The following is a 24,337-nucleotide window of genomic DNA, read 5'->3' as shown; positions in this document are numbered from 1 at the left end:
CGGTTTGCAACATTCAGCTCGCATCATTTACTTAGGCATCATCGCCTTTTTCTGTATCGACAGGAAGTGCCAAAATAAATGTGCTTCCTTCCCCCTCTTTACTTGTCGCAGTCAGTGTTCCACCATGCTCTTGTGCAATGCCAAAGGATATCGATAGCCCAAGCCCGGTGCCCTGTCCTTCGGGTTTTGTTGTAAAGAACGGATTAAAAAGTTTGTCTAAATGGCTTGGCGATATCCCCGTCCCGGTATCTTCTACACGCAACTCCAACATGTTATCAGTGACACAGGTAGTAATGACTATGTTTCCGTTTTTACCCGTACTTTCAATTGCTTGCCCAGCATTAATGAGTAGGTTAGTTATCACTTGCGATATCTTTCCAACGTTCATATTTACACTAGGTACGTCCCCTAAATGCGATTCGATTGAACAAATATATTTAAGTTGATTATTCACCATTGCCAATGTGGTTTTCACACATTCGTTAATATTGTGTGGCTGCATATCATCACTGTCGATGCGAGAAAACAGTTTTAACCCTTTGACGATGTCTGCCACACGATGAAGCCCTTCTTTAGAGTCTTCTAATAAATCACCTATATCGCTGTTAATAAAAGCAATGTCCTGCTGCGACAAGAGGTTACTAAGTTCTTGGCATGCATTCTCTTTTTCCTCTAGCGACGGTTGGCTTAAGGCCTTTTCCAGTTGTGCAAATAATAATTGATAGGTAGAAATGTATTCGCATAAGGTATCAATATTGCTACTTACGAAACCAACAGGATTATTAATTTCATGCGCTACGCCGGCAGCCAACTGCCCTATCGACGCCATTTTTTCCGCCTGCAACAACTGCACTTGTGCATCTTTTAAGTCTTTATTTGCATCCTCAAGTTGGTAATTTTTTTGATTAAGTAATGCGGTACGATCTTGCACTTTTTGTTCTAACAAACCGTTAAGTTCTTTCAGTTCATCCTCTACCCGTTGGCGATGGGTGTTCTCTTCTTTAAGCAGGGTAACCAGATGATTAAATGCATCGGCAAGTTCGCTTAGCTCATCCCGCCCACGTACTTTTACTGTGATGTCCTGATAGTTTTTGTCTTTTACCGCTTTTGCTAAATGCCGTGTGCCCGAGCGTAACTGACGTATTTGTGCCATAAGAAACGTACCCAGTGCATAGGAACATAGCGCAACGAGTATGAGTTCTATGGCTGCTAGCGACAGTGTCCAGCTTCTAATATGTGCTACCGAGTCATTTACTGACGAGATGTTAAGGCCCAATTCCACCTGCCCATAAACGGTATCTTTCACTTTTATGGGGGCCGATACATCATAAATCCCATCTGTCGCATGGGTGACATGCTGATCTGCTTCGAATTGTCGCGCAAGGGCGGCAGGGTCGCCTTGCTCTAGAAAAACCTTACCATTCACGTCGAGGATACGTACATACGCGATATGTGAATTACTCAGCACTTCTGCGGCATCAGCTTCTAATGATGCAAGGTCATAACTTAAAAAGGCATTTTTCGTTGTTGATACGAACAGCGACGCAGTGGTGTTCGCCGTTTTTTGAACGCTGTCATCAACGAGTTTATTGAGTAAATTAAATACGGTTGCAATAAGAATTATCAACAGCAGTAATGCTATTGATGCAATTCCTGCGATAGTCTTAGTTTGCAAAGATTGGCGCATCGTTATGAGCTGCTTAGCGGTGAGGCCGAGAAAGGGATGTTATCCCTAGGCTGCGAACATCATCCCAGTCGCTATCGACAGCAGGTATGAGCTTATTGAATCCCAAATTACTTAAAACCTCTTTATTTTCTATATCGTTAGATACTGCATCCAGTGATCTAAGAATAGCGGCTACATCAGAATCTGCCACATTAGAATGAACAGCGAACGCGTGAGGCGTATACCCTTCGCTTTTCCATAAAATAGTCAGTGCAGATGCGACATCTTTTGGTGCAGCATTTAGCGTTCTAAGAATGCCGCCCCTAGCCATGAAAAAGCCCCGTGCAAGATTTAGATAAACAGAATCATGCGAATGGACGTAGCGGGGTATCACCGACACACCCTGTTGTTGCATATACGAAAGCGGTATTATTGTGGCAGCAAAGGCAGCTGGTGCTGGAAACGCTACTTCCATTCCTTGTAGTTGCTCAACCGATGTAATACCACTCGCTGCTGGTACTGCAATGATGCCAGCAAGTGTTTTCTCTTTTTCACGCGCAATCGCGTGGTAGTGACCCTGTTCATTGAACACCACAAAATGAAATGGGTTCATATAAGCAATGTCGTAGGCCCCCTTCGCTAGGCGACTTTCAAACGTAGGAATATCTTTTGCTGTTTCGAATTTTATACTTAGTCCCGTTTCACGACTGATGTAGTCAATAAGAGGCTGCCAACGCTCAGCAAGGGTTTTTGGAGCCTGCTGCGGCACAACACCAAAAACCAGTGTTTCGGCGGCATATGACAAAGAAAGGGGCGTCAATAAAACTAAAAATAAAATCCAACGAACCATGTTAACTCCTATTTTTCTTTACGCTGATGGAGCCCTATTCATCAAACATAAACTGTTCTAGAACCAGCGTTAGATCATGGTTTGAAAACGGTTTTTGAAGGGTCGCATTTGCGCCTAGTTCAAGCGCGCGCGCCAGGCTTTCATCATCAAGTGCTGAAATCACTAGGATCTTCAAGTCTTTATACTGAGGTTGCTCGCGGGTAAACTGGATTACGCTATATCCATCCATGCCCGGCATACTTAAATCTAACGTCATCATTCTGGGATTGTGCTGACTGAGCATAATCCCGGCTTGAAACCCACCGGTGGCAATATAACTTTCGAACCCGGCCCGTCTTGCTACTCGTTGAATGGATTTAGCAACAGGCATCTCGTCATCAACTATCAATAACGAAGGCAGAACGTCAGATTTCAGTTTGTCAGGAACCGGCATATCATGTCTTTCTAAAAACTCGATAAAGTCTTCAACAAGCACACGGTTATTGCCTCTCCCCGGTAGTTTGAAGCCCTTAAGTTTGCCACTTTCTATCCATCTGATTACCGTTCGAAGGTTTACATCGCAATATGTTGCGATTTCACCTGACGTAAGTGTTTTCATTTTTTCGCCTATATATTGCGCAGATTTGGAGTATATCACTTATACCAGTCGCGACAATTTAGACAAAAGGCTATAACGAGACATTTGCGACATCTGTTGTTTCTGAGCTTGTTTGCTAACATGTGTTAGATGTGTGCTGTGCGTAAAATTAACCCCAAAAATGATCTAAATCGTTAATTATCAAGGTAAGTGTAGGGTATATCGTAAATTTTGCTGACAATAGTGAAGTGTGTTTGACTTGTTTTTACTGCGTTAAACCCCCATCGTTAGAATCAATACGCAACGAAGAGAATTTTATTTATGACTGTGCCCGCGATTGAAATGGTAGAAGGTCTACCGATATTTTCTGCCATTAAGCATGAAGACATTAAGCCTGCTATTGAAAAGGCAATTAGTGCATGCAAGCAAGAGATTGAAGACGTCGTCGCGTCGCAAGATTATTCTTATGCAAATGTGGTCGCAAGGTTGGAAGAAGTAGACGATACGTTGAGCAAAATGTGGTCGCCTGTTTCTCACATGAACTCAGTGGTTAGCAGCGACACATTGCGAGACGCGCACGACAGCTGTTTACCACTGTTATCTGAATATGGAACATGGGTGGGCCAACATGAAGGCCTTTATAATGCCTATGTATCACTACAACAGTCTGACGAATATCGCGAGTTAGATGAGCAGCGCCAAAAAGTTATTGATAATGCAGTACGTGATTTTACGCTATCGGGTGTTGCATTGTCCGGCGAGAAGAAAAAACGTTTTGCCGATATTCAGGCACGTTTAAGCGAGCTATCGTCTACCTTCTCTAATAATGTCATGGATGCCACCATGGGGTGGACCAAACATGTGACCGATGAAGACCTCTTATCAGGAATGCCTGAGTCGGCAAAAGAAGCGGCCGCACAAGCAGCTGAAGAAAAAGAGCAAGAAGGGTACTTGTTTACCCTAGATATCCCCTCTTATCTTCCCGTTATGTTGTATGCGGATAACCGTGAACTGCGCGAAGAAATGTACCGCGCGTATGCCACTAAAGCGTCTGAACAAGGGCCGGGCGAAGGGCAGTGGGACAATACCGATATTATCAAGCAGACATTAGTGCTCAAAACTGAAATGGCTGAGCTGCTAGGTTTTGATAATTATGCTGAGCGGTCGCTGGCAACAAAAATGGCAGAATCTAGCCAACAGGTCGTATCATTTTTACGTGACCTGGCTGATAAGTCTAAACCACAAGCAGCCCGCGAATTTGAAGAAGTTAAGGCTTACGCAAAAGCGCAGTTTAATGTCGACGAGCTAGCGGCATGGGACGTGCCTTATTACAGCGAAAAGTTAAAGCAAGAGCGGTATACCATCTCTGATGAAATGTTGCGTCCTTATTTCCCAGAAGAAAAAGTGCTCTCTGGGCTGTTTGACGTTGTTCACCGTCTTTATGGGTTAACTATTATTGAGCAGCCAGGCGTAGATACCTGGCATAAAGACGTTCGCTATTTCACAATTACAGATAGCGCCGATGTCATGCGTGGAAGCTTCTACCTTGATTTGTACGCCCGAGCGAAAAAGCGAGGTGGCGCATGGATGGATGAATGCAGAGTAAGACGTGAACGGGTAAACGGCGAGTTGCAGCTACCGGTTGCATACTTAACGTGCAACTTTAACGCCCCAGTGGGTGATAAACCTGCACTGTTTACCCACGATGAGGTGGTGACATTGTTCCATGAATTTGGACATGGTATTCATCATATGCTAACCAAAATGTCTGTTGCCGGCGTGTCAGGGATTAACGGCGTGCCGTGGGATGCGGTAGAATTGCCAAGTCAGTTTTTAGAAAACTGGTGCTGGGAAGAAGATGCGTTGAATTTCATTTCAGGGCATTACGAAACCGGCGAACCTTTACCCGCTGACCTGCTAGAGCGAATGCTAGCGGCGCGTGACTATCAAGCCGCCATGCAAATGGTAAGGCAGTTAGAGTTCAGCTTGTTTGATTTTCTGTTGCACAGCCAAAAAGGTGAAAGCGCAGATGTACAAGGTACGCTCGACGCAGTGCGCAACGAAGTAGCTGTTGTCGTACCGCCATCGTTCAACCGTTTCCAAAACAGTTTTGGGCACATATTTGCTGGTGGCTATGCCGCTGGATATTACAGTTACAAATGGGCCGAAGTGTTATCGGCTGATGCGTACAGTAAGTTTGAAGAAGACGGTATTTTCAATCGTGAAACCGGTAAGTCATTTTTAAACAATATATTAGAAATGGGTGGCAGTAGAGAACCCATGGATCTCTTTGTTGCGTTCAGAGGGCGTGAGCCGAACGTTGATGCGCTACTTCGCCATAACGGAATCACTGGGTAATGATCGAGTCGTTTTCTTCTATTTACGCGCGAGCCGCTAAACGTAAAGGGAGCAAAGCAGCATTAGAAAGTATGCTTAGCCCAGCATTATCGTCAGGTGAGGTGGCTTCAATCCCTGACGACAGGTTTTTAGCGGCCATGACCATGAAGGTATTTCAGTCTGGTTTTGTGTGGCGTGTTATCAGGCAAAAGTGGCCTGACTTCGAAGACGTGTTTTTTGGCTTCGATGTAGACAAAGTGCTCTTAATGCCTGATGAAATGCTAGAACAAAAAGCGACAGATAAGCGTATTGTAAGAAATTACAAAAAAGTACTTACGGTGCGCGACAACGCAATAATGATAAAAGATGTGGCGCGACAACATGGTAGTTTTGGGCAGTTCGTTGCCTCGTTCGACGCGAGTAACATTACCGACCTATGGTTGTATTTAAAGCGGTACGGAGCACGCTTAGGAGGAAATACCGGCCCTTATATGTTGCGTTCGTTAGGGGTTGATACGTTCTTGTTCTCGCAGGATGTAGAAGACTATTTGAGAAAAAACGATATTATCGATGGCGGGCTGACCTCAAAAAAAACACTCGCAGCAGCAAACGACGCGTTCGTACAATGGCAGCAAGAGAGTGGTCGAACGTTGCAAGAAATTAGTAACATTCTTGCGTTTAGTTGGGGGACCAACCAGCCTTTACGTTAGCGGTTTTATCTTCGCGTTTTCTATGCGAAATACCTACGTTTTTTGCGGCAAGCGCTGTTGCTTGCCGCGACAATCCTATACACTTCTGATTTTACAAAATGTAACTATATGGGAATGCCATGAGCGACAACCACAATACCTCTTCACCGGTTGAGTCATCATCTGCGCCGACAACTCACTTTGGTTTTAAGCAAGTAGACAAAAACCAAAAGGCATCAATGGTCGCCAACGTGTTTGATTCTGTTGCGGCTAAATACGATGTGATGAACGACCTCATGTCGATGGGCGTTCACCGCTTATGGAAGCGTTACACAATTGATTGCTCGGGCGTAAGAACAGGGCAAAAGGTGTTAGATATTGCGGGCGGGACCGGTGATTTAACAGCGAAGTTCTCACGCTTAGTTGGTCCTACAGGGCGCGTAACCCTAGCGGATATCAATTTGTCGATGCTTGAGGTAGGCAGAGATAAACTGCGTGATCGCGGCTTGGTTGGCAATATCGACTATGTGCAAGCCGATGCCGAGGCGCTTCCGTTCCCAGATAACCACTTTGACGTGGTCACGATGGCGTTTGGCCTTCGCAACGTGACGGAAAAACAGAATGCGCTCAATTCTATCTATCGCGTGTTAAAGCCTGGCGGCAGGTTACTCGTCCTTGAGTTCTCAAAACCTACTAGCGAACAATTAAGTAAACTTTACGACGTGTATTCGTTTCACATTTTGCCGAAAATGGGCCAGTTAGTCGCAAACGACGCAGAAAGCTATCAATATTTGGCTGAGAGCATTCGCATGCACCCTGATCAAGAAACATTAAAAGGAATGTTTGAAACGGCAGGCTTCGGGCAATGTGATTATCAAAACTTAACAGGTGGGATTGTGGCATTACACAGGGGTTATAAGTTTTAATGCCAACTTCTGCACTTGTATCTGCGTTTATTGAAAGTGGCATTAATAAGCTGTTGCGCTTAGATGAAGAGAGTGCAGCACGCCTTGCTTCGTTACAAGGGTCTAGATTAATTGTCTACCTCGAGCCGCTTCCCAATGCGTTTATGTTGGTGTTCGGTGAACGTGTAGATGTGCTGTCTGTTTATGAGTCGTTCGATGAAACGGTGGCAAATTTATCACCGCTCGATTGTTGTATTAGTACATCGATTCAAACACTACCTCAATTAAAAGAAACCAATCAGCTAACGCGCCTCATTCAACAAAATAAGCTGAATGTTGAAGGTGAGCTTGCGGTGGCACAAAAAGCGAGCGGACTATTTCAGCAGCTTGATATTGATATAGAAGAAATTATTGCGTCGAAGACCAATGACGTATTTGCGTACCAATCAGTAAAAACAGTTAAAACTGCACACGAAAAAGCATCGAATATGGTGGCGGCGTTGGCGCGAAACATCGGTAATGTCATGGTGGAAGAAAAGCCCGTGGCAGCGCATCGATTAGCCGTGATGCATTTTAGCGATGAAGTTAACGCCTTGCGTGACGATACCGCACGATTGGAAGCGCGTTTGAAGCAGCTAGAAGACCCAGATAATTAAGAGACCGTCATGCGCATAGTTAGGTTGTATAAAATTGGTAAAGTACTGCTTGAGCACGGGCTTGATAATTTAATCCCAGCGAAGTGGTTGCCTTGGTATGCCAGGGTAATGCGCCATTGTATTTTTTGGATACGTAACAAACACAAAGATAAGTCAGAAGGTGAGCGTATTACGCTTGCCTTACAAACACTAGGGCCGGTGTTTATTAAATTTGGTCAGATGATGTCTACGCGTCGAGATTTATTGCCCCCATCGATAGCGAATGAGTTAGCCCGACTACAAGATAAAGTTCCTCCGTTTTCAACAGAAGCGGCACAAGACATTATAAAAGCGTCGCTTGGGATCCCATCCTTATCTATCTTATTCAGCGAATTTCAAGCCCAGCCGCTGGCTTCTGCATCTATTGCACAAGTGCATGCTGCAACGTTAAAAGCAAACAACGAAGATGTAGTGGTTAAAGTGCTTCGCCCGGATATTCGCGACATCATAGAAGCCGATATGGAGTTGCTGTTTAGTATTGCGAACGTACTACAACGGTGGCTACCCGATGGCAAGCGTTTACGGCCGGTTGAAGTCGTTGTTGAGTATCGAAAAACCATTGTTGACGAATTAGACTTGTTACGTGAATCGGCTAACGGCATTCAGTTAGGGCGTAATTTTGAGGGTTCTGATGCGTTATATGTGCCTAAGATATACAGCTATCATTGTAGGCACAATGTGTTAGTGATGGAGCGCATTTACGGCATTCCCATTTCGAATATAGATACACTGCTTGCACAAAATACCAATATGAAAGTGCTGGCCGAACGCGGTGTAGAAGTCTTTTTCACTCAAGTGTTTCGAGACAGTTTTTTTCATGCAGATATGCACCCGGGTAACATCTTTGTATCGACGGAGCACCCAGAAAACCCTAAATATATTGCTATAGACTTCGGTATTGTAGGTACGTTGAACCGAGAGGATAAACGCTATCTAGCAGAAAACTTTATTGCATTTTTTAATCGTGATTACCGTAAAGTGGCGCAGTTACACGCTGATTCAGGGTGGGTACCAAACGACACAAACATCGATGAATTTGAAATGGCCATTCGTACGGTATGCGAGCCCATTTTTCAAAAACCGCTTGCTGAAATATCATTTGGAAACGTGCTGCTTCAGTTATTTAATACAGCAAGACGGTTCAATATGGTGGTACAGCCGCAATTGGTTCTGCTACAGAAAACCTTGCTGTATGTTGAAGGGTTAGGGCGTCAGTTATACCCGCAACTTGATTTGTGGAAAACGGCAAAGCCGTTTCTAGAAAACTGGATGAAAGAACAAATCGGGTTTTCTGCAATGCTTGGCAAAGTGAAAGATAATCTTCCTTTCTGGTCAGAAAAGTTACCCGAAATGCCAGATTTGCTCTACGACAGTATGCAGCAAATGAAACGCCTTCCGTTTCAACAACAGCAGGCATCGAAAGCCCTGTTATTGGCGCAAAAGAAAACGACGCAAACTATCCATTACAGTGTGGTGGGTGCCACGTTCGTTGTGTTAAGTGCTGTGTTACCCCTTTACGACATTCAATGGTATTTTGCAGCGCTTACTGGCGCGGTAGGTACTTGCTTTTGGTATCTCGCATGGCGCAATGGGCAGTGATGCCTTAGGCGTATTTGCTTTGTAATTTAAAGTTTTTAGAAAATTTTTAAATTAGCGATTAATTTGTATATTAATCGTCCCGAAGAATGGTATAGTGCATTTGGCTCTAAGCCCGAAGTCTTTAAATAGACGTGATATTTGTATTATTTGCTATATGTTAAAACCGCTCGAGTTACCCTGTAATTTGTTGTAAGTTGTTTGTCCATTCGTAAGTAAGACCCAATAAGTCCGTCAATTTAAAGATATAGTTACACGCGCCTATTGCGCAATTTAATATGATATTTGAGGTCTATACGACATGTCTAAAGTTACAGGCACCGTTAAGTGGTTTAACGCTGATAAAGGTTATGGTTTTCTAACTCAAGATAACGGCGGTAAGGACGTATTCGTTCATTTCCGTGCAATTGTTTCTGAAGGTTATAAAACTCTTCCAGAAGGTCAGCGCGTAGAATTTGAAGTTGAAGAAGGTCAAAAAGGTCTTCAAGCTGCTAACGTGCAAGCCATCTAAGAATTTAAAAACGGCGGTCATTATGACCGCCGTTTTTCTATCTATCTAAAAATTTAGTTGTCCAATCGCTGCCTTAATTGCTACTGTAATCTCAACATAGTGTTGGTGAGTTTCAATCAAGGAAAACACACATGGGGCAACGGTCTTATCTCTCTTTTTTTCTCTTCACAGTATATTCTCTTTTACTAAGCCAAGTCGTATTGGCAGATGATGACGATAATCATATTGCTACCTTGTTCGGTAATGCGCTTTATCTTTCTGACGTAAAACCCGACGAGACCACATTAAGTCAGATGAAAGAAGAGATGGGCGACGGGTTTCGTGCTGCGTTAGGCGAAGTCATGTTGGCTAATTTAACGAATCAAGTAATCGACGCCGTGCTAGCCGATTATGCCCAGCAGCAAAATATTGCTATCGATTCAAAATTAACCGATTCCTTTAAACGCACATTCGCGGGCACGTTAACCGATAAATCAGCGCAAGAGATTACGCAAATTGCCGAAAAAAATGTGCTGCAATGGCAAACTGAAAAGGCAATGTTTGACACATTCGGCGGGCGAGTTGTATTTCAACAGACTAATCCGCTAACACCTATTGATGCTTATAAAGCCTTACTCACCCGCTATAAAGAAAAGGGTAGTTTCATTATTTTAGACCCTGATGCTAAGGCACGGTTCTGGGAAACCTTCGAGCCGCCGTTTCGCTTTGAAGTTGCCCCAGAAAATGTCGACTTTAGCCAACCGTGGTGGGTTAAATAAAAGCGCTGGCATTAACCAAACTGTAGAACGTTAGCTTGGTTAGTATGAAGCACGGTTTAATTTGCCATAATGGTGAGCTTTAAGGTGGCAATACGCACAGTGCTAGTGTTCAAATAGCGCGGTTGAAAAGTAACGCTCTGCACTATCAGCAAACATCACAACAATACGCTTACCTTTGTAACCACAGGTTTGGCTTAGCTGCACGGCAGCGGCCAGAGCTGCGCCAGATGAAATACCCACCGCGATACCTTCGCGTTTTGCTACCTCTCTTGCCATAGTAATGGCGTCGTGGTCACTAACGGTAACCACAGCATCAATATCGTCAATGTTGAGCAAGGCAGGAATATGGCCGATGCTTATACCTTGAATAGCGTGGCTACCTTTCTCTCCTTTGCTTAACGTTGCACAAGATTTTGGTTCTACCGCAATCACTTTTGCTTTGCAGTCGGCATGACGAAACGTATGGGCAACGCCGGAAAGTGTACCGCCAGTGCCAACGCCGGTAATGAATGCGTCAAAGTCACCGCCGGTGTCACGCAATATCTCTTTTGCAGTGGTCGATGCATGGGCAGCGCTATTCGCCAGATTTGAGAACTGGTCGAGTCCTATTCTATGCTTACACGCTTGTGTAAGCCTTTCTGCCATTGCCATCGCACCGGCAATACCTTCAGCTTTTGGGGTAAGCACAACATTTGCGCCGTAGTGCTTCATCATTAGGCGGCGCTCAATGCTCATATGTTCAGGCATACATACTGTCAGTTTTATCCCGAAATTTGCGCACAGGCAAGCTAGCGCTACGCCGCTATTGCCCGATGACGCTTCGACCACCTCGGTTTCATTATTGAATTGTTCACTGTTCATTAAGGCGGTTAACATGGAAAGGGCTGGACGGTCTTTACTTGAGCCCCCTGGGTTTACGCTTTCAAGTTTTGCCAGAATATCGGTTTCTAAATCAAAAAAAGTGCGAATGTTAGACAGTCTGACCAAAGGCGTATTACCAATAGTATCAGCGATATTATTGATGATGTTGGTATTTTGACGTGTCATGGTATTTATCATATCGGCTAGCGCTTTTTGAAAGATCATAGGTTTATAGTGACATGCTAGCGTGAATGTATTTTCTATTTAGCAACCTATTTACGCCTTGTGCTAGAATAAAATTTTACGAATAATGTTTTAGTTAGGTTTTTTTTCTATGGATAAGCTAGATAAAGCGATATTAGGCTTATTGCAACAGTCTTCAGATATTTCTGTTAACGATATTGCTGAACATGTTGGGCTTACGGCCACCCCGTGTTGGCGGCGGATACAAAAGCTAGAAGCCGATGGCATCATTACTAAACGCGTTGCGTTATTGAAAGCGCGCTCATTAGGGTTGACCATGACCGTTTTTGTGCAGGTAAAAGCAGCCCGACACGATGGTAAATGGCTGACGGCCTTTGCTGAACACGCCTCTTCATTTGAAGAAGTCGTTGAGTTTTATCGGATGTCGGGCGAGTTCGACTATTTACTGAAAGTGCTGGTGACTGACATGGACAGCTTTGATCATTTCTATAAGCGGTTAGTAAGCGGAATTGATTTAAACGATGTTACGTCAAGTTTTGCTATGGAGCAGCTTAAATACACGACTGCACTGCCATTACATCACTTATAACAGGTTAAGTGCCTTCCTGTTTACGGCAATGTACATCTGCATAACAAAGACTGGCACAGCAATATTGTACCCCAAGAAGAAAAAGCGCATGCTTGTAGATACCTATGCTAAACATGCCATTTAGCGATACAGATAGGTCGCGTCGTTTTTACCAATTTACGCAATGGAGTTGATATGACCCAGGTTAACCCTCAGTGGGACGATATGCTCAAGCTTGATGAGCAACTTACTGACGAAGAGCGGATGATAAGCCATAGTGCGCGAGACTTTTGTCAGCAGGCACTCATGCCCACCATTTTACAAGCCAATAGAGAAGGGCGCTTTAACCCTGAGATAATGCGGCAGTTTGGTGAAATGGGCTTATTGGGGTCCACGATTCAGGGTTACGGATGTTCGGGTGTCAATTATGTTTCATACGGCTTAATCGCCAGAGAGGTCGAGCGTGTAGATAGCGGCTATCGAAGTGCGATGAGTGTGCAGTCGTCTCTTGTTATGCACCCTATAAATACCTTTGGCAGCGAAACACAAAAAGAAAAGTATTTGCCTAAGCTTGCCTCTGGTGAATGGATAGGTTGCTTCGGGTTAACGGAACCTGATGCGGGTTCAGATCCCGCTGCAATGAAAACACGAGCTGAAAAAGTCGACGGTGGATATGAATTAACCGGGGCAAAGATGTGGATCACGAATTCGCCAATTGCCGATGTCTTTGTGGTCTGGGCTAAGAGCGCAGCAGAAGATAATACTATCCGCGGTTTCATTTTAGAGAAGGGCTTTGCTGGCCTTTCAGCGCCAGAGATTAAAGGTAAACTTTCGCTTAAAGCCTCGATTACCGGTGAAATTGTGATGGATAAGGTGTTTGTGCCCGACGACAATATGTTGCCAAACGTGAAAGGGCTTAAAGGGCCGTTTAGCTGCTTGAACATGGCTCGTTATGGCATTTCGTGGGGAAGCATGGGGGCTGCCGAATTTTGTTGGCATGCGGCGCGTCAATACGGGTTGGACAGACATCAGTTTAATAGGCCATTGGCCCAAACACAGCTATTTCAAACGAAGTTAGCCGATATGCAAACCGAGATTACACTAGGTCTTCAGGGGTCGTTACGATTAGGACGGCTTATTGATAATAACCAATACGACCCTGCAATGATATCTATGATGAAACGTAATAACTGCCAAAAAGCGCTGAATATTGCGAGGTTGTCCAGAGACATGCATGGTGGGAATGGAATATCAGACGAATTTCATATCATGCGTCATATGATCAATTTAGAAACGGTGAATACCTATGAGGGTACCTATGACGTGCATGGGCTGATATTGGGGCGTGCGCAAACGGGTCTTCAAGCGTTTTTCTAGCAGCTACGACCGTTATTACTAGCATTGCACGCCCTTCTTCACGATACGTTTTTACTGTGCAATTAAATGTATTGAAAGCATTTTAACGTTACTCGGGTCTTATTGTTGTGGCGTCGGGGCCTCAATCCACCCGATAACGACAATAAGGGTGGTTATTATGCTCAACACAATAAAAGCACGCATTTTGGTGGGCTATGCAAGTATATTACTTGTTACGCTACTGGTCGCCGCAGTATTAACGGTGAATAATTCGAAGGTATCGACGCAGGTCGATGCCTATGTCACCGATACCCTGCCAATGCTTGAGAAAATTGATGCGGTACAGCAAAAAAGTAAAGAGCTGGTGCTAATTAGCTACTCCCTTTATGGCACCACATTATCTAGCGATGCATTTGCTCCTTTACAACGTACGCTCATAGAAGATATTGATACCACACTTCCCCGTATTTCGGTTAACAGTGAGCTTGTAGCCCATTTTGGTCAGCTGACGACAGCCATAAGTGCCTTGCGCGTGACGATGTCTTCCGATGCAATAAGCTGGGACACGGCGCGAGATAATCTACAAGCAATCACTGTGGCAGCCGATGCCTTTCAGCAAGTGCTGTTTAAAGAGAGGAAAGCGGTCGCCATGGCTGCCACTGCGCGTGCCAATCGCATTGCAGAGCAAATGACTACCAGCCAGCACATTATTTATGTGCTTGTCGCAGTGTTAGCCAGTGTGGTGCTGTTTGGGTGGTTATTGTCTAAAAAACAAATTGCAGCGCCCATTAGCGCCCTCGCTTCACAGTTAAATAAGGTCGCCGAGTCGCGAAATTTAGTGGCGACGTTTCCCCATCAGCAAACCTTAGAATTAGAAAATATGCGTAGAAGTATGGCGGGCCTCCTCGATGTTTTTCGTAACGGGATGGTAAAAGTACATGGCGCAGTAGAGCAAATAGACGGCGCAACACTAGTGCTTACAGAATCTACGCAGCACTCTAGCGCTTCTATTACCGAGCTTAAGACCGAAATTACTGCCCTAGTGGTTAGAATGGACTCGCTATCAGCCGATATGGAACAAAGTTTATTACGCTCACAATTTGCGGCTACATCTGCAAAAGAAAGCGCAATTAAAATTGATGAAGGCCAATCGCAAGTACAGCAGTCTGCCAGTGCAATTTCAGACTTGGCGAAAGATATTGAGCAAACGTCCAGTACGCTTGAAACATTACAAAGTGAAGGCGCGAACGTGTCAGGTGTGGTGAAGACCATTGCAGATATTGCTGCGCAAACTAATCTGTTGGCATTAAATGCGGCGATTGAAGCTGCCCGCGCAGGGGAGTCTGGGCGTGGTTTTGCCGTGGTTGCCGACGAAGTAAGAACCCTAGCGGTAAGAACGCATCAATCTACGGTTGAGATAAACACCATGCTTGAAAGAATTGTTAGTTCTATTCAAGGTGCAGTAGATACTATGAGCTCTAACCGAGACAAGGCGAATGCATCGGTACATTTGGCAAATGAAGTGGTGAGTACTCTAGAGGAAGGGCGTCGCAGTATGTTGTCTTTAGTTGATGTGAGCGAGGATGCGGCAAGCTTAGCTAGCACGGCACAAGAAAAAGAACGCGATGCAAAAGCACAAGTCAGTTACTTCGAGAAGTTAGGGGAGAAAATCGATAAAACAAATAAAGACGTTGCGGTGGCCGCGAGCGATTTATCTCAACTGTCCAGCGCGTTGAGCGATAATGCTAATCACTTTACGTTATCGTAAAAAAAAGGCCCTTAAATAAGGGCCTGAGTATTAATGATTTTGTTCTTCAACTTGCTCTTCAGCAAAGATTTTGGACTTCTTTTTTATTTTACATCCTAAAATACGCTGCGTATTCTTTCGCCCCAAATAATGGGCTACTGTATAGGGGTGTGCACGTTTGAAGAACCTAGATAGTGGTTGCAATACGTTTATCATTTTTGGCTCCTTCTTTAAAAAAATTCCCCACACACAATATAGTAATATTACAGTATTATGTCAATATTGTTTTTATTTTAGTGCCATACAAAGAAAACGCGAGCCATTGCTCGCGTTACTTAAAAAAGCCTTTAACCCGCAGAGTGTTAGTAATAACTCAGCTTTTCAGTTTTGCCTGAGAATATCCTGTAAACCATTACGGTATAGGCAAGAATACAAGGTACTACTATTACAACGCCAACCAGTAAGAACCTTAGCGAGTCTGCACTACTTAACGCTTCCATAACGGTCAGCTTGCCCGGAATAACAAAGGGGTAATAGCTAATACCGAAAGCGGCGAAGCACAGCAAGAATACCAGTAATGCAATGACAAACGGCAGCCATTCTCCTTTACCCTGTGCTTCGGGTAGGCGCTTTAATACAACGCCGCACAGTAATAGCAAGGCAAAGCAGGCAATTGGTATGGCCATTAACACAAGCCCCCAAGGAGCAGAGAGCCATAATTCCCGCACTTCATCGTGAAGTGTAAGGTTGGCAATGCTGACACCAACAATGCCAAGCGATAATATTAACAGCCCTCGTTTTGCCCAATAGATGGCCTTTGCTTGAAGTTCATTTTCTGTTTTAAGTATTAACCAACACGCGCCAATAAACATATAGGCGGCGGTAACACCGAACGCAGAGAGTAGAGCAAAGCTTTGCGACCATAAGTCGGTTCGTAACCCAGTTACATAAATACCCAGCATGTAACCTTGTGCAAGTGTGGTTAATAACGAACCATATTTAAACGCCAAGTCCCACTTACGTTTTTTTACCTGAACCACTTTCGCTCTGAAGTCGAAAGACACGCCCCGTAATATTAAACCTAACAGCATCAGTGTTGCCGGAATATACAGCGCCTGCAATACTTCACTGTGGGCTTGTGGAAATGCAATTAGAAGCAGGCCAATTGCTAAAACCAACCAGGTTTCGTTAGCATCCCAGTAGGGGCCAATCGACGCAATCATATCATCACGAAACCCTTCGTTGCGTGGGGGGAGCAGTACACCAACGCCCAAATCATAGCCATCTAATACGGCATACATCAATACGGCCAGGCCTAATAGCCCCACATAGATATTTCCCAGCATTTCTGGTGTAACATGATCAAACATACGTACCTCCTACACCGTTGCGGGTGACATTTTACTGGCTTTAGCCATTTCACGCTCTTCTGTCGAAATTTCCTCAATCTCAACAGCCCGGCGACACATCAGCATTAATGTACCTAGATAAGCGACTAACAAGACAGAATAAATGACGGCATAAAGGGTAAAGCTAAAGGCAACATTGCTAGGCGCAATGTTGGTCACTGCGTCATGCGTTTTCAACACGCCACTCACCAAATAAGGTTGTCTACCAATCTCAGTCACATACCAACCTGAAAGTGTTGCGATCCAACCACTAAATGCCATGCCAGCAAATACGCGATTAAGCCAGGTAGGCACTACTTTGTTGCGCAGTAAATAACTGCTGCCCAACCACGACACAATCAGCATCAACATACCCATTCCCACCATCACTCGAAACGCATAGAACACCGGAGCGACAGGAGGATGTTCACCTTCGAACTCGTTTAACCCCTTAATTTCACCGTCAAGCTGATGGGTTAAAATAAGGCTGGCAGCATAAGGAATAGGAATTTCGAAGTGATTCTCGCGTGATTGCTCATCGGGAATAGCAAACAGTAACAACGGAGCGCCCTCTGTGGTATCCCAAAGCCCTTCCATAGCAGCGATTTTCTGAGGCTGGTGTTCAAGCGTGTTTAACCCATGCATGTCACCGGCAAAAATTTGTAGGGGTATCAGTATCGCTGCTGCGTAGGTTGCGGTTTTAAAAGAGAGCTTTGGCGCTAACTTGTCGTCGCCTTTTAACATGCGATAGGCAGAAAGCCCCGCAATTAAAAAACTAGCCGTAAGTCCAGAAGCCAACATCATGTGGGTAAAGCGGTAGGGAAACGACGGGTTAAAGATAATCGCTGCCCAATCTTTCGCGTACACTACACCATCAATGACTTCGTGCCCTTGTGGCGTTTGCATCCAACTATTGAGAGATAAAATCCAAAACGCAGACGCAGTCGTTCCCAAGGCAACGATGAGAGTCGATAAGGTGTGCACCCAATTTGGAACTCGGCGAATACCAAATAACATAATGCCTAAAAATGTTGCTTCTAAAAAGAAGGCGGTAAGTACTTCGTAGCCAAGAAGGGGGCCAGCTACATTTCCAACTTTTTCCATAAACCCTGGCCAGTTAGTGCCAAATTGGAATGACATGGTCACGCCGCTTACTACGCCTAAGGCAAAACTTAATGCGAACACACGTACCCAGAAGCGGTAGATGCGCATCCATACTGGGTGACCAGTTATATTTGAACGTAACTTAAAATAGAAAAGAAACCACCCCATTGCCATCGTGATGGTAGGGAATAAAATATGAAAGCTTATGTTTAACGCAAATTGTAAACGCGACAGCAAGAATGCATCCACAGGTATCTCCTAGTTAATCGTCCCTTTTTTGGGAATAAGTTTGTCTTTCAACTCGAGCATGCGACCCACACCAGACCCTAATTTCATCAAAGTATTAAGCTTTTCAGGCCCCAAGCTTTGCAGTTCTTGCGACCATGCGGTAACCGATTCTAATAAATCATGTATGTCATTAAGCTTGGCTTGCGCGTTAGCCTCTGCACTATTTGCAGGGGCATCGAGTAAAAGATCCCTAAGTAAACTCATTGTTGGGTCAATTTCTCGTTTTCTTCTTTCATCGAATACGCGGTTTGCAAGCGTCCAAATATCGCCACCCGCTACAAAGAATTCTTTTCTTTCACCCGGGATAAGGTGTTGCTTTATCAACCGCCAAGACTGTAATTCTTTAAGGCCCATACTGGTATTCCCTCGTGAAATATTCAGCGCATCTGCAATTTCCTGCGCTGATATGGGCTCGTCGTTCAACACAATTAATGCAAGAATTTGACCTACCGTTCTATTGAACCCCCATCGACTTCCCATTTCTCCAAAGTGCATTACGGCTGATGTAATAAGCGGTGTCATTTTCATTGGCGTTATCTACTAAAGTTTCAGAAATTACTGAAAGTTTAATATATTGCTTGATGTAGATCAACAAAGTTAAAAGGGAATACGTTTGACGCGTAGCGAAATAGGCACAGGAACATAGCGCGCAAAAGCCATCAGAACTCTAGCGACAACACTAAGAGTTGGGCAATTAGGTCGCCAAAATCATTAAATAAATGTAATAATGGCGAGGCATGGCCAGGTTCATGCGATTTTACTTATAACAATATGACGTGTAAAAACGCTTTAGGAACCATAATGACTACCTCGCGCCATGAAACGCCCACTTTAGCTAATTGCGAAGACGAAAAGCTTCATTTTATTGAGAGCGTACAAAGCTTTGGTTTTTTGTTAGCAATAAACCCTGAAAGTAAAATTGTTGAGGTGGTGAGTGAGAATATTGGACAGCTTTTCAGTAAAGATATCGTACCAGGTGAGACCTTAATCACCGAATTGATCGCTATTCCCTCGCCCGAATCACATACCTTTAGTACGATTTATGCTGACGTAAAAGATAAAGGGCTACGCCATGCCTACCAGTGGAAATTTGTAGAAAATGCGCTGCATATAAAAGACTGGGATAAAGAAGGCAGTGGCGTTGTATTTACTTCAAATGGCCTGCTTGTCATCGAATTTGAACCGTCTCCGCAGCTAAGTTATGAGGCGGCGCAGAAGTGGCTGCCTGTCGATACTGATATTCAAATGTTGCTGCCAAACCTTCAAAATTGTATATCGGTAACGGATGTGGCAGACAATATTGCCGCCGTTTTTAAGCATTACATTGGTTTTGAGTCGGTAATGATCTATCGCTTTGATGAAAACTTCTGTGGTGAAGTAGTAGGCGAAGCGAAAGAAAGAGATACGCGTTCATTTAAAGGGCTGGTTTTTCCTGCGTCTGATATTCCAAGTCAAGCGCGAGCGCTTTATAAATTGAATCGGGTTCGTTGCGTATTCGACACTGAAGAGCCGCCAGTTAACCTATTGCCCAAGATTGCAAACAAAAATAGACTACCACTAGACCTGTCTATGTCGATGGTTCGTTCTGTGTCGCCTATGCACTTGCAGTATATGAGAAATATGGGCGTTAGGTCGTCGTTTTCAGTGTCACTGATGTACGAAGATAAATTATGGGGGTTAATCGCCTGTCATAACAGCGAACCTATTTATATTGATCAGAAAAAGCGGTTGGTGTGTGAGTCGTTAGGCCACATGTATGCGTGGCAGTTACACACTAAATCGCTTCACGAAAAGAAAGAGCAATTTCAACAGCGTCAGCGAACGTTAAATAATGTTGTGCATAAGCTAACAACGTTTGCCAATCCTCTTGAAGCCATTGCGAGCAAAGAAGACGAATTGCTGCAAGTTACCGATAGCTGTGGACTTGCAGTTATCACGCCCTCTGGAAACTATACCGTTGGTAAGGTACCTTCCAAATCAGTCGTAAACACGCTGTTAGAAAAATTTTCTTATAAGAACTCAGAGCAAGCGGTAGCCATCAGCAAGTTAGGTGATGAGATTACTGAAACACTCGATTTGAATGGTATTCGAGGCATTTATATCTCATGTGTGTCGCCGGCCTTAGGTTATTACACCATATGGTTTAGAGAGCAGCGCGACAAGTTGATTCGCTGGGCGGGCAAAGAGGCTGCGGCGAAAGATGTTGGTAAATCGCTGACACCACGACATTCTTTTGATTTATATTTGCAAAGTATTGCCGATGAGTCGGTTGCCTGGTCAGACGACGACAAACTTATTATTGAGGGGTTTGATCACCTTTTCATCCCTTATGCATTAAGTTTGAAGGCGTCACTAGATAAACAAATTGTGAAGCTTGAAGAGCTTGATAAAGCAAAAGATCACTTTTTAGCCAGTATCTCGCACGAATTACGTTCTCCGCTTAATTCTATTGTTGGGTGGACCGACCTTGCGTTAATGGACGTGAATAATGTTGAGCGCATGACCGATGCACTTGGTGTAATTAAGCGTGCCGCATCAACACAGGCTTCACTGATTAACGATATTCTCGACTTATCGAGAATTATTTCCGGAACCATGAAGCTGAGTACGCATACGTTAAAAATATCCTCGTCTATTTCAGAAGTTGCGAAGTCGCTTGAGGCCGGTTTTGCGGCGAAAAAGATTCAATTGTCACTGCGTTTTGAAAGTGTAAATACTCAAATTTTGGGCGATGAACTGCGTATAAAACAAGTGATCAGCAACCTATTAAGTAATGCGCTTAAGTTTACTCAAAAAGGTGGAATGGTCGAGGTGAGTGGTGCGCGTAACCATTCTAACTACGTATTCACGGTAAAAGATAACGGTAAAGGCATGACGAAAGAGCAGCTTGAGCATGTCTTTGATCGCTTTTATCAAGGTATGAACGAGCACAATCGTCATGGCCTAGGCTTAGGGCTGTCCATTGTAAAAAACCTAGTCGAAATGCATGGCGGAACCATTACAGCCAACAGCGATGGCCTTAATAGCGGTACCGCTTTTACCGTATCTATTCCTATTGCACCGGTTAAGCACGAGTCGCTTGATATCATGCAAAATGACATCGTTACCTCTAATTTAACGTCATCGTTGAGATTACAAAATTTGCGTATTCTTGTGGCCGAAGATGAGGAAGATTCTCGAAACTTTATTCAGTTATTCTTAGAGTCGAATGGTGCAAAAGTGAAAGTGACGAAAAACGGGTTGCTAGCGTGGAAGCACCTCAACGACGCACCTGATGCCTATGATCTGGTTTTATCAGATATCGGCATGCCAGAACTTGATGGATTAGGGTTGATTACCAAGATACGCGCCAGTGCAAACCCCAATATAGAAAATATTAATGCGGTAGCGCTTACTGCTTACGCCTATACCTCAGACCGAGTAAAAGCATTGAAAGCCGGTTTTAACAATTATGTATCTAAACCCGTAGACGGTGAAGAAATACTGACTATATTAGAAATGTACATACCGGACTGACCTACCTGTTAAGCGCCGACCTAAAAGCCGGCTCGGGTTACCAGCGCTGAAGAATACGTTTATATACTTCAGCGTCTAGAAAGCTTGCACGGTTAGGTAAGCTTTCTGGTAGCACGCGGTTGGCCTCGTCAAGAGAAGCGTATTCAACACCATCAATCACATATACGCTTTTTGTAGACGGTGTATGTTTATCTAACGGGTGCGCTGCTAATGTTAACGATGCCCGCGAGGTAGTCACTTTACTGCCAATGAAGTCGGCCACCCCATCGCCATTTATATCTTTAGTAAGCCACGACAAGCCTAGCAATGCATTAAAGCGCCCGGCATATTGCATGCTATTGATAGCGTCTTCAAAGTCTTTGATAATCGCTTGTGCATTGCTGCTATCTTTGTGCAGTGAAAGGTGAACCCCCGTTTTTAATAACGGCCCCGGTGAGAGAAACAGAATTTCTTCATCGTCGTGCTGAACCAGTCGATTGAGCTCATCAATAAGTAGCCGGCTGCTTAACAGCAATGGTGCTCTATCGTCCGCAATTTGTTTAAATGCGTCGTAACTACTGGGGTTTCTAGACCACTTAATCTCTTTCAGTCGTCTGAAGGTAGGCGTATTGGCAAAACGATTTTCTATGGCCACCCGTTTATCATTGAGGTGGGGCAACAGTTTTATATTTTCAGCAATAGGCTTTTTGCTGGCGACATAAAGGTGTAACGGCAAATACGCTTTTGAATAGTAATATGCGTCGTCTCTGTCACCTAAGTCTAGGTAAGCAAATTCACCATCGGCACGCCTTGATCTCAATTCGCTGCCTAAAAACGCTTGTCGCATAACGGCTAAGTCGACATCCTTCTCCATGAGTGCAAAGGCTTCTGCCACAATGGCGTTAAGTCTAGCAGGCTCACCTTCGTTATCGACAAAGGTAGAGAAAGACGATGCCACCAAAAAAACAGGCTGAGCAAAAAGACAGGTTGAAAGCAGCAGGCTGGCAAAGGATAACGTTAATTTCAATAGCAATGGAGTGACCTCGTTTACACAATAAAAGCGTATGCTGTGGTGCGATAGGTACGCTAATGAATATTACATTGGTTTACTTAAGTATGAAGAATACTTTATTCGTGTCAATGAACGCCGTCGTGGCGAACCGTTTTAGGTATATTAAACGCCAAAAAGGGCAAATGACACAGCCTTAAGACTGTGCCGAAACACTATTACTGTTGTGGGAAGCAAGCGACATGCAACAATTTGAAAGTTTATTCGCCAAAGCTGCCGGCCGCGCCAGGGTATACCACGACACTTTCTAAGCCACTTTCACTCACACTGGCTACGCCAAAGAAATAGTTGTCGATGACAATGTTTTCCAGTGTGGCTTGTGTGACATTGCCCACAAATTTACTGAACTCCCACTGAGGCGCATCGGTGTGACGCCAATACAGTTTATAGCCCTTCAGTTGAGGGTTCTGTGTGGCATCTAGTGCATTCCAACTGAGCGTAGTAGAGGGTTGAACCGCGCCCTTTATTGAAACATTAGCGGGTGGGTTTGGTGCCCATGCCATCGACGCCAGCGTCACCGCGTTTAAGCCGGTTAGTTTTGCGGCATAATCGAAATTCACCCCGTCTAGAGTATCGCCGTAGGCAATGCCGTCTTCCTCACGCAAATCCTGGTGCTGTCGAGTATAGTTCTCGTTGGTTTCCATAATGCGAATGCCGGGGTAACCCAGGTCGTTAAAAGGGCGGTGATGTCCGCCGCGACCAAACCGGTCTAAGCGGTAAATGACCATGGTATCGAGGTTTTCAATGTATTGGTCGGCAACGCTATCAATATAGCGTGCAAGATTGCGGCTAGGCGAGTCTACTTCACCTCCCGTGAAGCGTCGGGTGCGCGCTTCTTTTTCGGTTTCGGTCACGCGCGTACCTTCAGCAAATATGCGCGCCGTGGTGTTGTTTATCACCCCGTTAACGCCTTCGATATTGCCAATCATGTCGTTGTTCAAAACTGCTTTTATGCGCCATCCGTCTTTTTTGGCTTGGTTAGCCATTATTCGCCCGCCAAATAGCCCTTGTTCTTCACCGGCGAGGGCGGCATAGACAATGCTACCGTTGAATTTGTATTTAGATAATACGCGCGCCGCTTCAAGTGTGCCGGCGACACCCGACGCATTATCGTTCGCGCCAGGGGCGTCAGAGGTAAAATCCATGACATCTGACACGCGTGAGTCGATATCGCCTGACATAATGACGTACCTACCAGGGTCTGACATACCGCGCTGAATAGCAATCACACTAACCACTTCAACAGGGTCTGGAATGCGTCTTTCGCCACTAATGACTTCCGACTGATAGTACACCTCAAGGCAACCACCACACTCGGCTGAAATTTTGTCAAACTCGGCTTTAATCCAACGGCGCGCTGCACCAATGCCGCGGGTGTCTGATTTGGTCTCAGATAAGGTATGTCGGGTACCGAAATTAACGAGCGTGGTAATGTCGCTTTCAATTCGCTTAGGGGAAATAGCCTCGGCAATATCGTATAGCGCTGCTTTTTGTTCTGTCTCGGCAGCAGTCACGGCAGGACTGGCAAAAACCGTTAGCGATAAGGCTGTAGCACTAAATGTTTTTAATCTGGCGGGTAATCGTCTTATCATTATTCTCTCCGATGGTTATCTTTTCACCATAACCAATACGAAGAGCGTGAACAATTAGAGTAAACGCACTGAAACGTTAGT

The 24,337-nt window shown here is 44.6% G+C and carries 20 protein-coding genes; 11 read left to right on the top strand and 9 right to left on the bottom strand.

Annotated elements, in window-relative coordinates; all coding sequences use genetic code 11:
• Window positions 1-31: 31 nt before the first annotated feature.
• The 3 genes from ACOJRU_RS15515 to ACOJRU_RS15505 are packed head-to-tail and all read right to left on the bottom strand — an operon-like array spanning window position 32 to window position 3,114.
• Entirely contained in the window at window positions 32-1,687 is a 1,656-nt protein-coding gene (locus ACOJRU_RS15515; protein WP_421132626.1) for a sensor histidine kinase, read from the bottom strand.
• Window positions 1,688-1,700: 13 nt separating this feature from the next.
• Entirely contained in the window at window positions 1,701-2,516 is an 816-nt protein-coding gene (locus ACOJRU_RS15510; RefSeq protein WP_421132625.1) for a phosphate/phosphite/phosphonate ABC transporter substrate-binding protein, read from the bottom strand.
• A 34-nt stretch (window positions 2,517-2,550) separates the two neighbouring features.
• The gene (locus ACOJRU_RS15505; protein ID WP_421132624.1) at window positions 2,551-3,114 is read right to left on the bottom strand and encodes a response regulator; all 564 of its coding nucleotides are present in this window, start codon (window positions 3,112-3,114) and stop codon (window positions 2,551-2,553) included.
• 300 nt (window positions 3,115-3,414) lie between these two features.
• Between ACOJRU_RS15505 and prlC the strand changes: the two genes are divergently transcribed.
• The 7 genes from prlC to ACOJRU_RS15470 all read left to right on the top strand — a co-directional run bounded on the left by prlC (window position 3,415) and on the right by ACOJRU_RS15470 (window position 10,584).
• A complete protein-coding gene (gene prlC / locus ACOJRU_RS15500) occupies window positions 3,415-5,451 on the top strand; it encodes an oligopeptidase A (protein WP_421132623.1) in 2,037 nt (678 codons plus the stop codon).
• Complete coding sequence (locus ACOJRU_RS15495; protein ID WP_421132622.1) at window positions 5,451-6,140, top strand: DNA-3-methyladenine glycosylase I; 690 nt, start codon at window positions 5,451-5,453, stop codon at window positions 6,138-6,140. Before prlC ends, ACOJRU_RS15495 begins: the two co-directional genes overlap by 1 nt.
• A 119-nt stretch (window positions 6,141-6,259) precedes the next feature.
• Window positions 6,260-7,045, top strand: coding sequence for a bifunctional demethylmenaquinone methyltransferase/2-methoxy-6-polyprenyl-1,4-benzoquinol methylase UbiE (gene ubiE, locus ACOJRU_RS15490; RefSeq protein ID WP_421132621.1), 786 nt, complete (start codon window positions 6,260-6,262; stop codon window positions 7,043-7,045).
• Window positions 7,045-7,680: a ubiquinone biosynthesis accessory factor UbiJ gene (locus tag ACOJRU_RS15485; protein WP_421132620.1), complete on the top strand. Its 636-nt coding sequence runs from the start codon at window positions 7,045-7,047 to the stop codon at window positions 7,678-7,680. The genes ubiE and ACOJRU_RS15485 overlap by 1 nt, the downstream gene beginning before the upstream one ends.
• Before the next feature lie 9 nt (window positions 7,681-7,689).
• Window positions 7,690-9,318, top strand: coding sequence for a ubiquinone biosynthesis regulatory protein kinase UbiB (gene ubiB, locus ACOJRU_RS15480; RefSeq protein ID WP_421132619.1), 1,629 nt, complete (start codon window positions 7,690-7,692; stop codon window positions 9,316-9,318).
• A gap of 298 nt (window positions 9,319-9,616) precedes the next feature.
• Window positions 9,617-9,826, top strand: a complete 210-nt coding sequence (gene cspE, locus ACOJRU_RS15475) for a transcription antiterminator/RNA stability regulator CspE (protein ID WP_269520052.1) — start codon at window positions 9,617-9,619, stop codon at window positions 9,824-9,826.
• Window positions 9,827-9,957: 131 nt separating this feature from the next.
• Entirely contained in the window at window positions 9,958-10,584 is a 627-nt protein-coding gene (locus ACOJRU_RS15470; RefSeq protein WP_421132618.1) for a hypothetical protein, read from the top strand.
• Window positions 10,585-10,686: 102 nt separating this feature from the next.
• Here ACOJRU_RS15470 and ACOJRU_RS15465 read toward each other — a convergent pair whose 3' ends face one another.
• Complete coding sequence (locus ACOJRU_RS15465) at window positions 10,687-11,631, bottom strand: PLP-dependent cysteine synthase family protein (protein WP_421132617.1); 945 nt, start codon at window positions 11,629-11,631, stop codon at window positions 10,687-10,689.
• Window positions 11,632-11,779: 148 nt separating this feature from the next.
• Between ACOJRU_RS15465 and ACOJRU_RS15460 the strand changes: the two genes are divergently transcribed.
• The 3 genes from ACOJRU_RS15460 (at window position 11,780) to ACOJRU_RS15450 (ending at window position 15,341) form a co-directional block, all read left to right on the top strand.
• Window positions 11,780-12,238 (top strand): Lrp/AsnC family transcriptional regulator, encoded by a 459-nt coding sequence (locus ACOJRU_RS15460; RefSeq protein WP_421132616.1) that lies wholly within the window; start codon window positions 11,780-11,782, stop codon window positions 12,236-12,238.
• Between the two features lie 174 nt (window positions 12,239-12,412).
• On the top strand, window positions 12,413-13,594 hold the full coding sequence (locus ACOJRU_RS15455) for an acyl-CoA dehydrogenase (protein ID WP_421132615.1): 1,182 nt from the start codon (window positions 12,413-12,415) through the stop codon (window positions 13,592-13,594).
• A gap of 157 nt (window positions 13,595-13,751) precedes the next feature.
• Window positions 13,752-15,341 carry a methyl-accepting chemotaxis protein gene (locus ACOJRU_RS15450; protein WP_421132614.1) on the top strand — a complete coding sequence of 530 codons (1,590 nt, stop codon included), beginning with the start codon at window positions 13,752-13,754 and terminating at the stop codon, window positions 15,339-15,341.
• A 341-nt stretch (window positions 15,342-15,682) separates the two neighbouring features.
• Here the strand turns inward: ACOJRU_RS15450 and ACOJRU_RS15445 are convergent, their stop codons facing one another.
• The 3 genes from ACOJRU_RS15445 to ACOJRU_RS15435 are packed head-to-tail and all read right to left on the bottom strand — an operon-like array spanning window position 15,683 to window position 18,628.
• Window positions 15,683-16,690, bottom strand: coding sequence for a cytochrome d ubiquinol oxidase subunit II (locus ACOJRU_RS15445; protein ID WP_421132613.1), 1,008 nt, complete (start codon window positions 16,688-16,690; stop codon window positions 15,683-15,685).
• Window positions 16,691-16,699: 9 nt separating this feature from the next.
• Window positions 16,700-18,061, bottom strand: coding sequence for a cytochrome ubiquinol oxidase subunit I (locus ACOJRU_RS15440; protein WP_421132612.1), 1,362 nt, complete (start codon window positions 18,059-18,061; stop codon window positions 16,700-16,702).
• Window positions 18,062-18,070: 9 nt separating this feature from the next.
• Window positions 18,071-18,628, bottom strand: a complete 558-nt coding sequence (locus tag ACOJRU_RS15435) for a GbsR/MarR family transcriptional regulator (RefSeq protein ID WP_421132611.1) — start codon at window positions 18,626-18,628, stop codon at window positions 18,071-18,073.
• 273 nt (window positions 18,629-18,901) lie between these two features.
• Here ACOJRU_RS15435 and ACOJRU_RS15430 point away from each other — a divergent pair, with 273 nt between their 5' ends.
• A complete protein-coding gene (locus tag ACOJRU_RS15430) occupies window positions 18,902-21,616 on the top strand; it encodes an ATP-binding protein (protein ID WP_421132610.1) in 2,715 nt (904 codons plus the stop codon).
• Window positions 21,617-21,653: 37 nt separating this feature from the next.
• Here ACOJRU_RS15430 and ACOJRU_RS15425 read toward each other — a convergent pair whose 3' ends face one another.
• Together ACOJRU_RS15425 and ACOJRU_RS15420 are read right to left on the bottom strand one after the other, a co-directional pair.
• Complete coding sequence (locus ACOJRU_RS15425; protein WP_421132609.1) at window positions 21,654-22,628, bottom strand: hypothetical protein; 975 nt, start codon at window positions 22,626-22,628, stop codon at window positions 21,654-21,656.
• 236 nt (window positions 22,629-22,864) lie between these two features.
• Window positions 22,865-24,256 (bottom strand): M28 family metallopeptidase, encoded by a 1,392-nt coding sequence (locus tag ACOJRU_RS15420; protein ID WP_421132608.1) that lies wholly within the window; start codon window positions 24,254-24,256, stop codon window positions 22,865-22,867.
• Between the last annotated feature and the right edge of the window lie 81 nt (window positions 24,257-24,337).

The sequence above is a fragment of the Alteromonas algae genome (assembly GCF_049117195.1).
GTDB lineage: Bacteria > Pseudomonadota > Gammaproteobacteria > Enterobacterales > Alteromonadaceae > Alteromonas.
The sequence above is the reverse complement of the archived record's forward strand: the minus strand, read 5'-3'. Positions and strand labels throughout refer to the sequence as shown.

What these genes read in the sequence shown, in the direction of transcription:
- ACOJRU_RS15515 (WP_421132626.1), bottom strand. Translation starts at nt 1,687, where the DNA reads ATGCGCCAATCTTTGCAAACTAAGACTATCGCAGGAATTGCATCAATA.
- ACOJRU_RS15510 (WP_421132625.1), bottom strand. Translation starts at nt 2,516, where the DNA reads ATGGTTCGTTGGATTTTATTTTTAGTTTTATTGACGCCCCTTTCTTTG.
- ACOJRU_RS15505 (WP_421132624.1), bottom strand. Translation starts at nt 3,114, where the DNA reads ATGAAAACACTTACGTCAGGTGAAATCGCAACATATTGCGATGTAAAC.
- prlC (WP_421132623.1), top strand. Translation starts at nt 3,415, where the DNA reads ATGACTGTGCCCGCGATTGAAATGGTAGAAGGTCTACCGATATTTTCT.
- ACOJRU_RS15495 (WP_421132622.1), top strand. Translation starts at nt 5,451, where the DNA reads ATGATCGAGTCGTTTTCTTCTATTTACGCGCGAGCCGCTAAACGTAAA.
- ubiE (WP_421132621.1), top strand. Translation starts at nt 6,260, where the DNA reads ATGAGCGACAACCACAATACCTCTTCACCGGTTGAGTCATCATCTGCG.
- ACOJRU_RS15485 (WP_421132620.1), top strand. Translation starts at nt 7,045, where the DNA reads ATGCCAACTTCTGCACTTGTATCTGCGTTTATTGAAAGTGGCATTAAT.
- ubiB (WP_421132619.1), top strand. Translation starts at nt 7,690, where the DNA reads ATGCGCATAGTTAGGTTGTATAAAATTGGTAAAGTACTGCTTGAGCAC.
- cspE (WP_269520052.1), top strand. Translation starts at nt 9,617, where the DNA reads ATGTCTAAAGTTACAGGCACCGTTAAGTGGTTTAACGCTGATAAAGGT.
- ACOJRU_RS15470 (WP_421132618.1), top strand. Translation starts at nt 9,958, where the DNA reads ATGGGGCAACGGTCTTATCTCTCTTTTTTTCTCTTCACAGTATATTCT.
- ACOJRU_RS15465 (WP_421132617.1), bottom strand. Translation starts at nt 11,631, where the DNA reads ATGACACGTCAAAATACCAACATCATCAATAATATCGCTGATACTATT.
- ACOJRU_RS15460 (WP_421132616.1), top strand. Translation starts at nt 11,780, where the DNA reads ATGGATAAGCTAGATAAAGCGATATTAGGCTTATTGCAACAGTCTTCA.
- ACOJRU_RS15455 (WP_421132615.1), top strand. Translation starts at nt 12,413, where the DNA reads ATGACCCAGGTTAACCCTCAGTGGGACGATATGCTCAAGCTTGATGAG.
- ACOJRU_RS15450 (WP_421132614.1), top strand. Translation starts at nt 13,752, where the DNA reads ATGCTCAACACAATAAAAGCACGCATTTTGGTGGGCTATGCAAGTATA.
- ACOJRU_RS15445 (WP_421132613.1), bottom strand. Translation starts at nt 16,690, where the DNA reads ATGTTTGATCATGTTACACCAGAAATGCTGGGAAATATCTATGTGGGG.
- ACOJRU_RS15435 (WP_421132611.1), bottom strand. Translation starts at nt 18,628, where the DNA reads ATGAAAATGACACCGCTTATTACATCAGCCGTAATGCACTTTGGAGAA.
- ACOJRU_RS15430 (WP_421132610.1), top strand. Translation starts at nt 18,902, where the DNA reads ATGACTACCTCGCGCCATGAAACGCCCACTTTAGCTAATTGCGAAGAC.
- ACOJRU_RS15420 (WP_421132608.1), bottom strand. Translation starts at nt 24,256, where the DNA reads ATGATAAGACGATTACCCGCCAGATTAAAAACATTTAGTGCTACAGCC.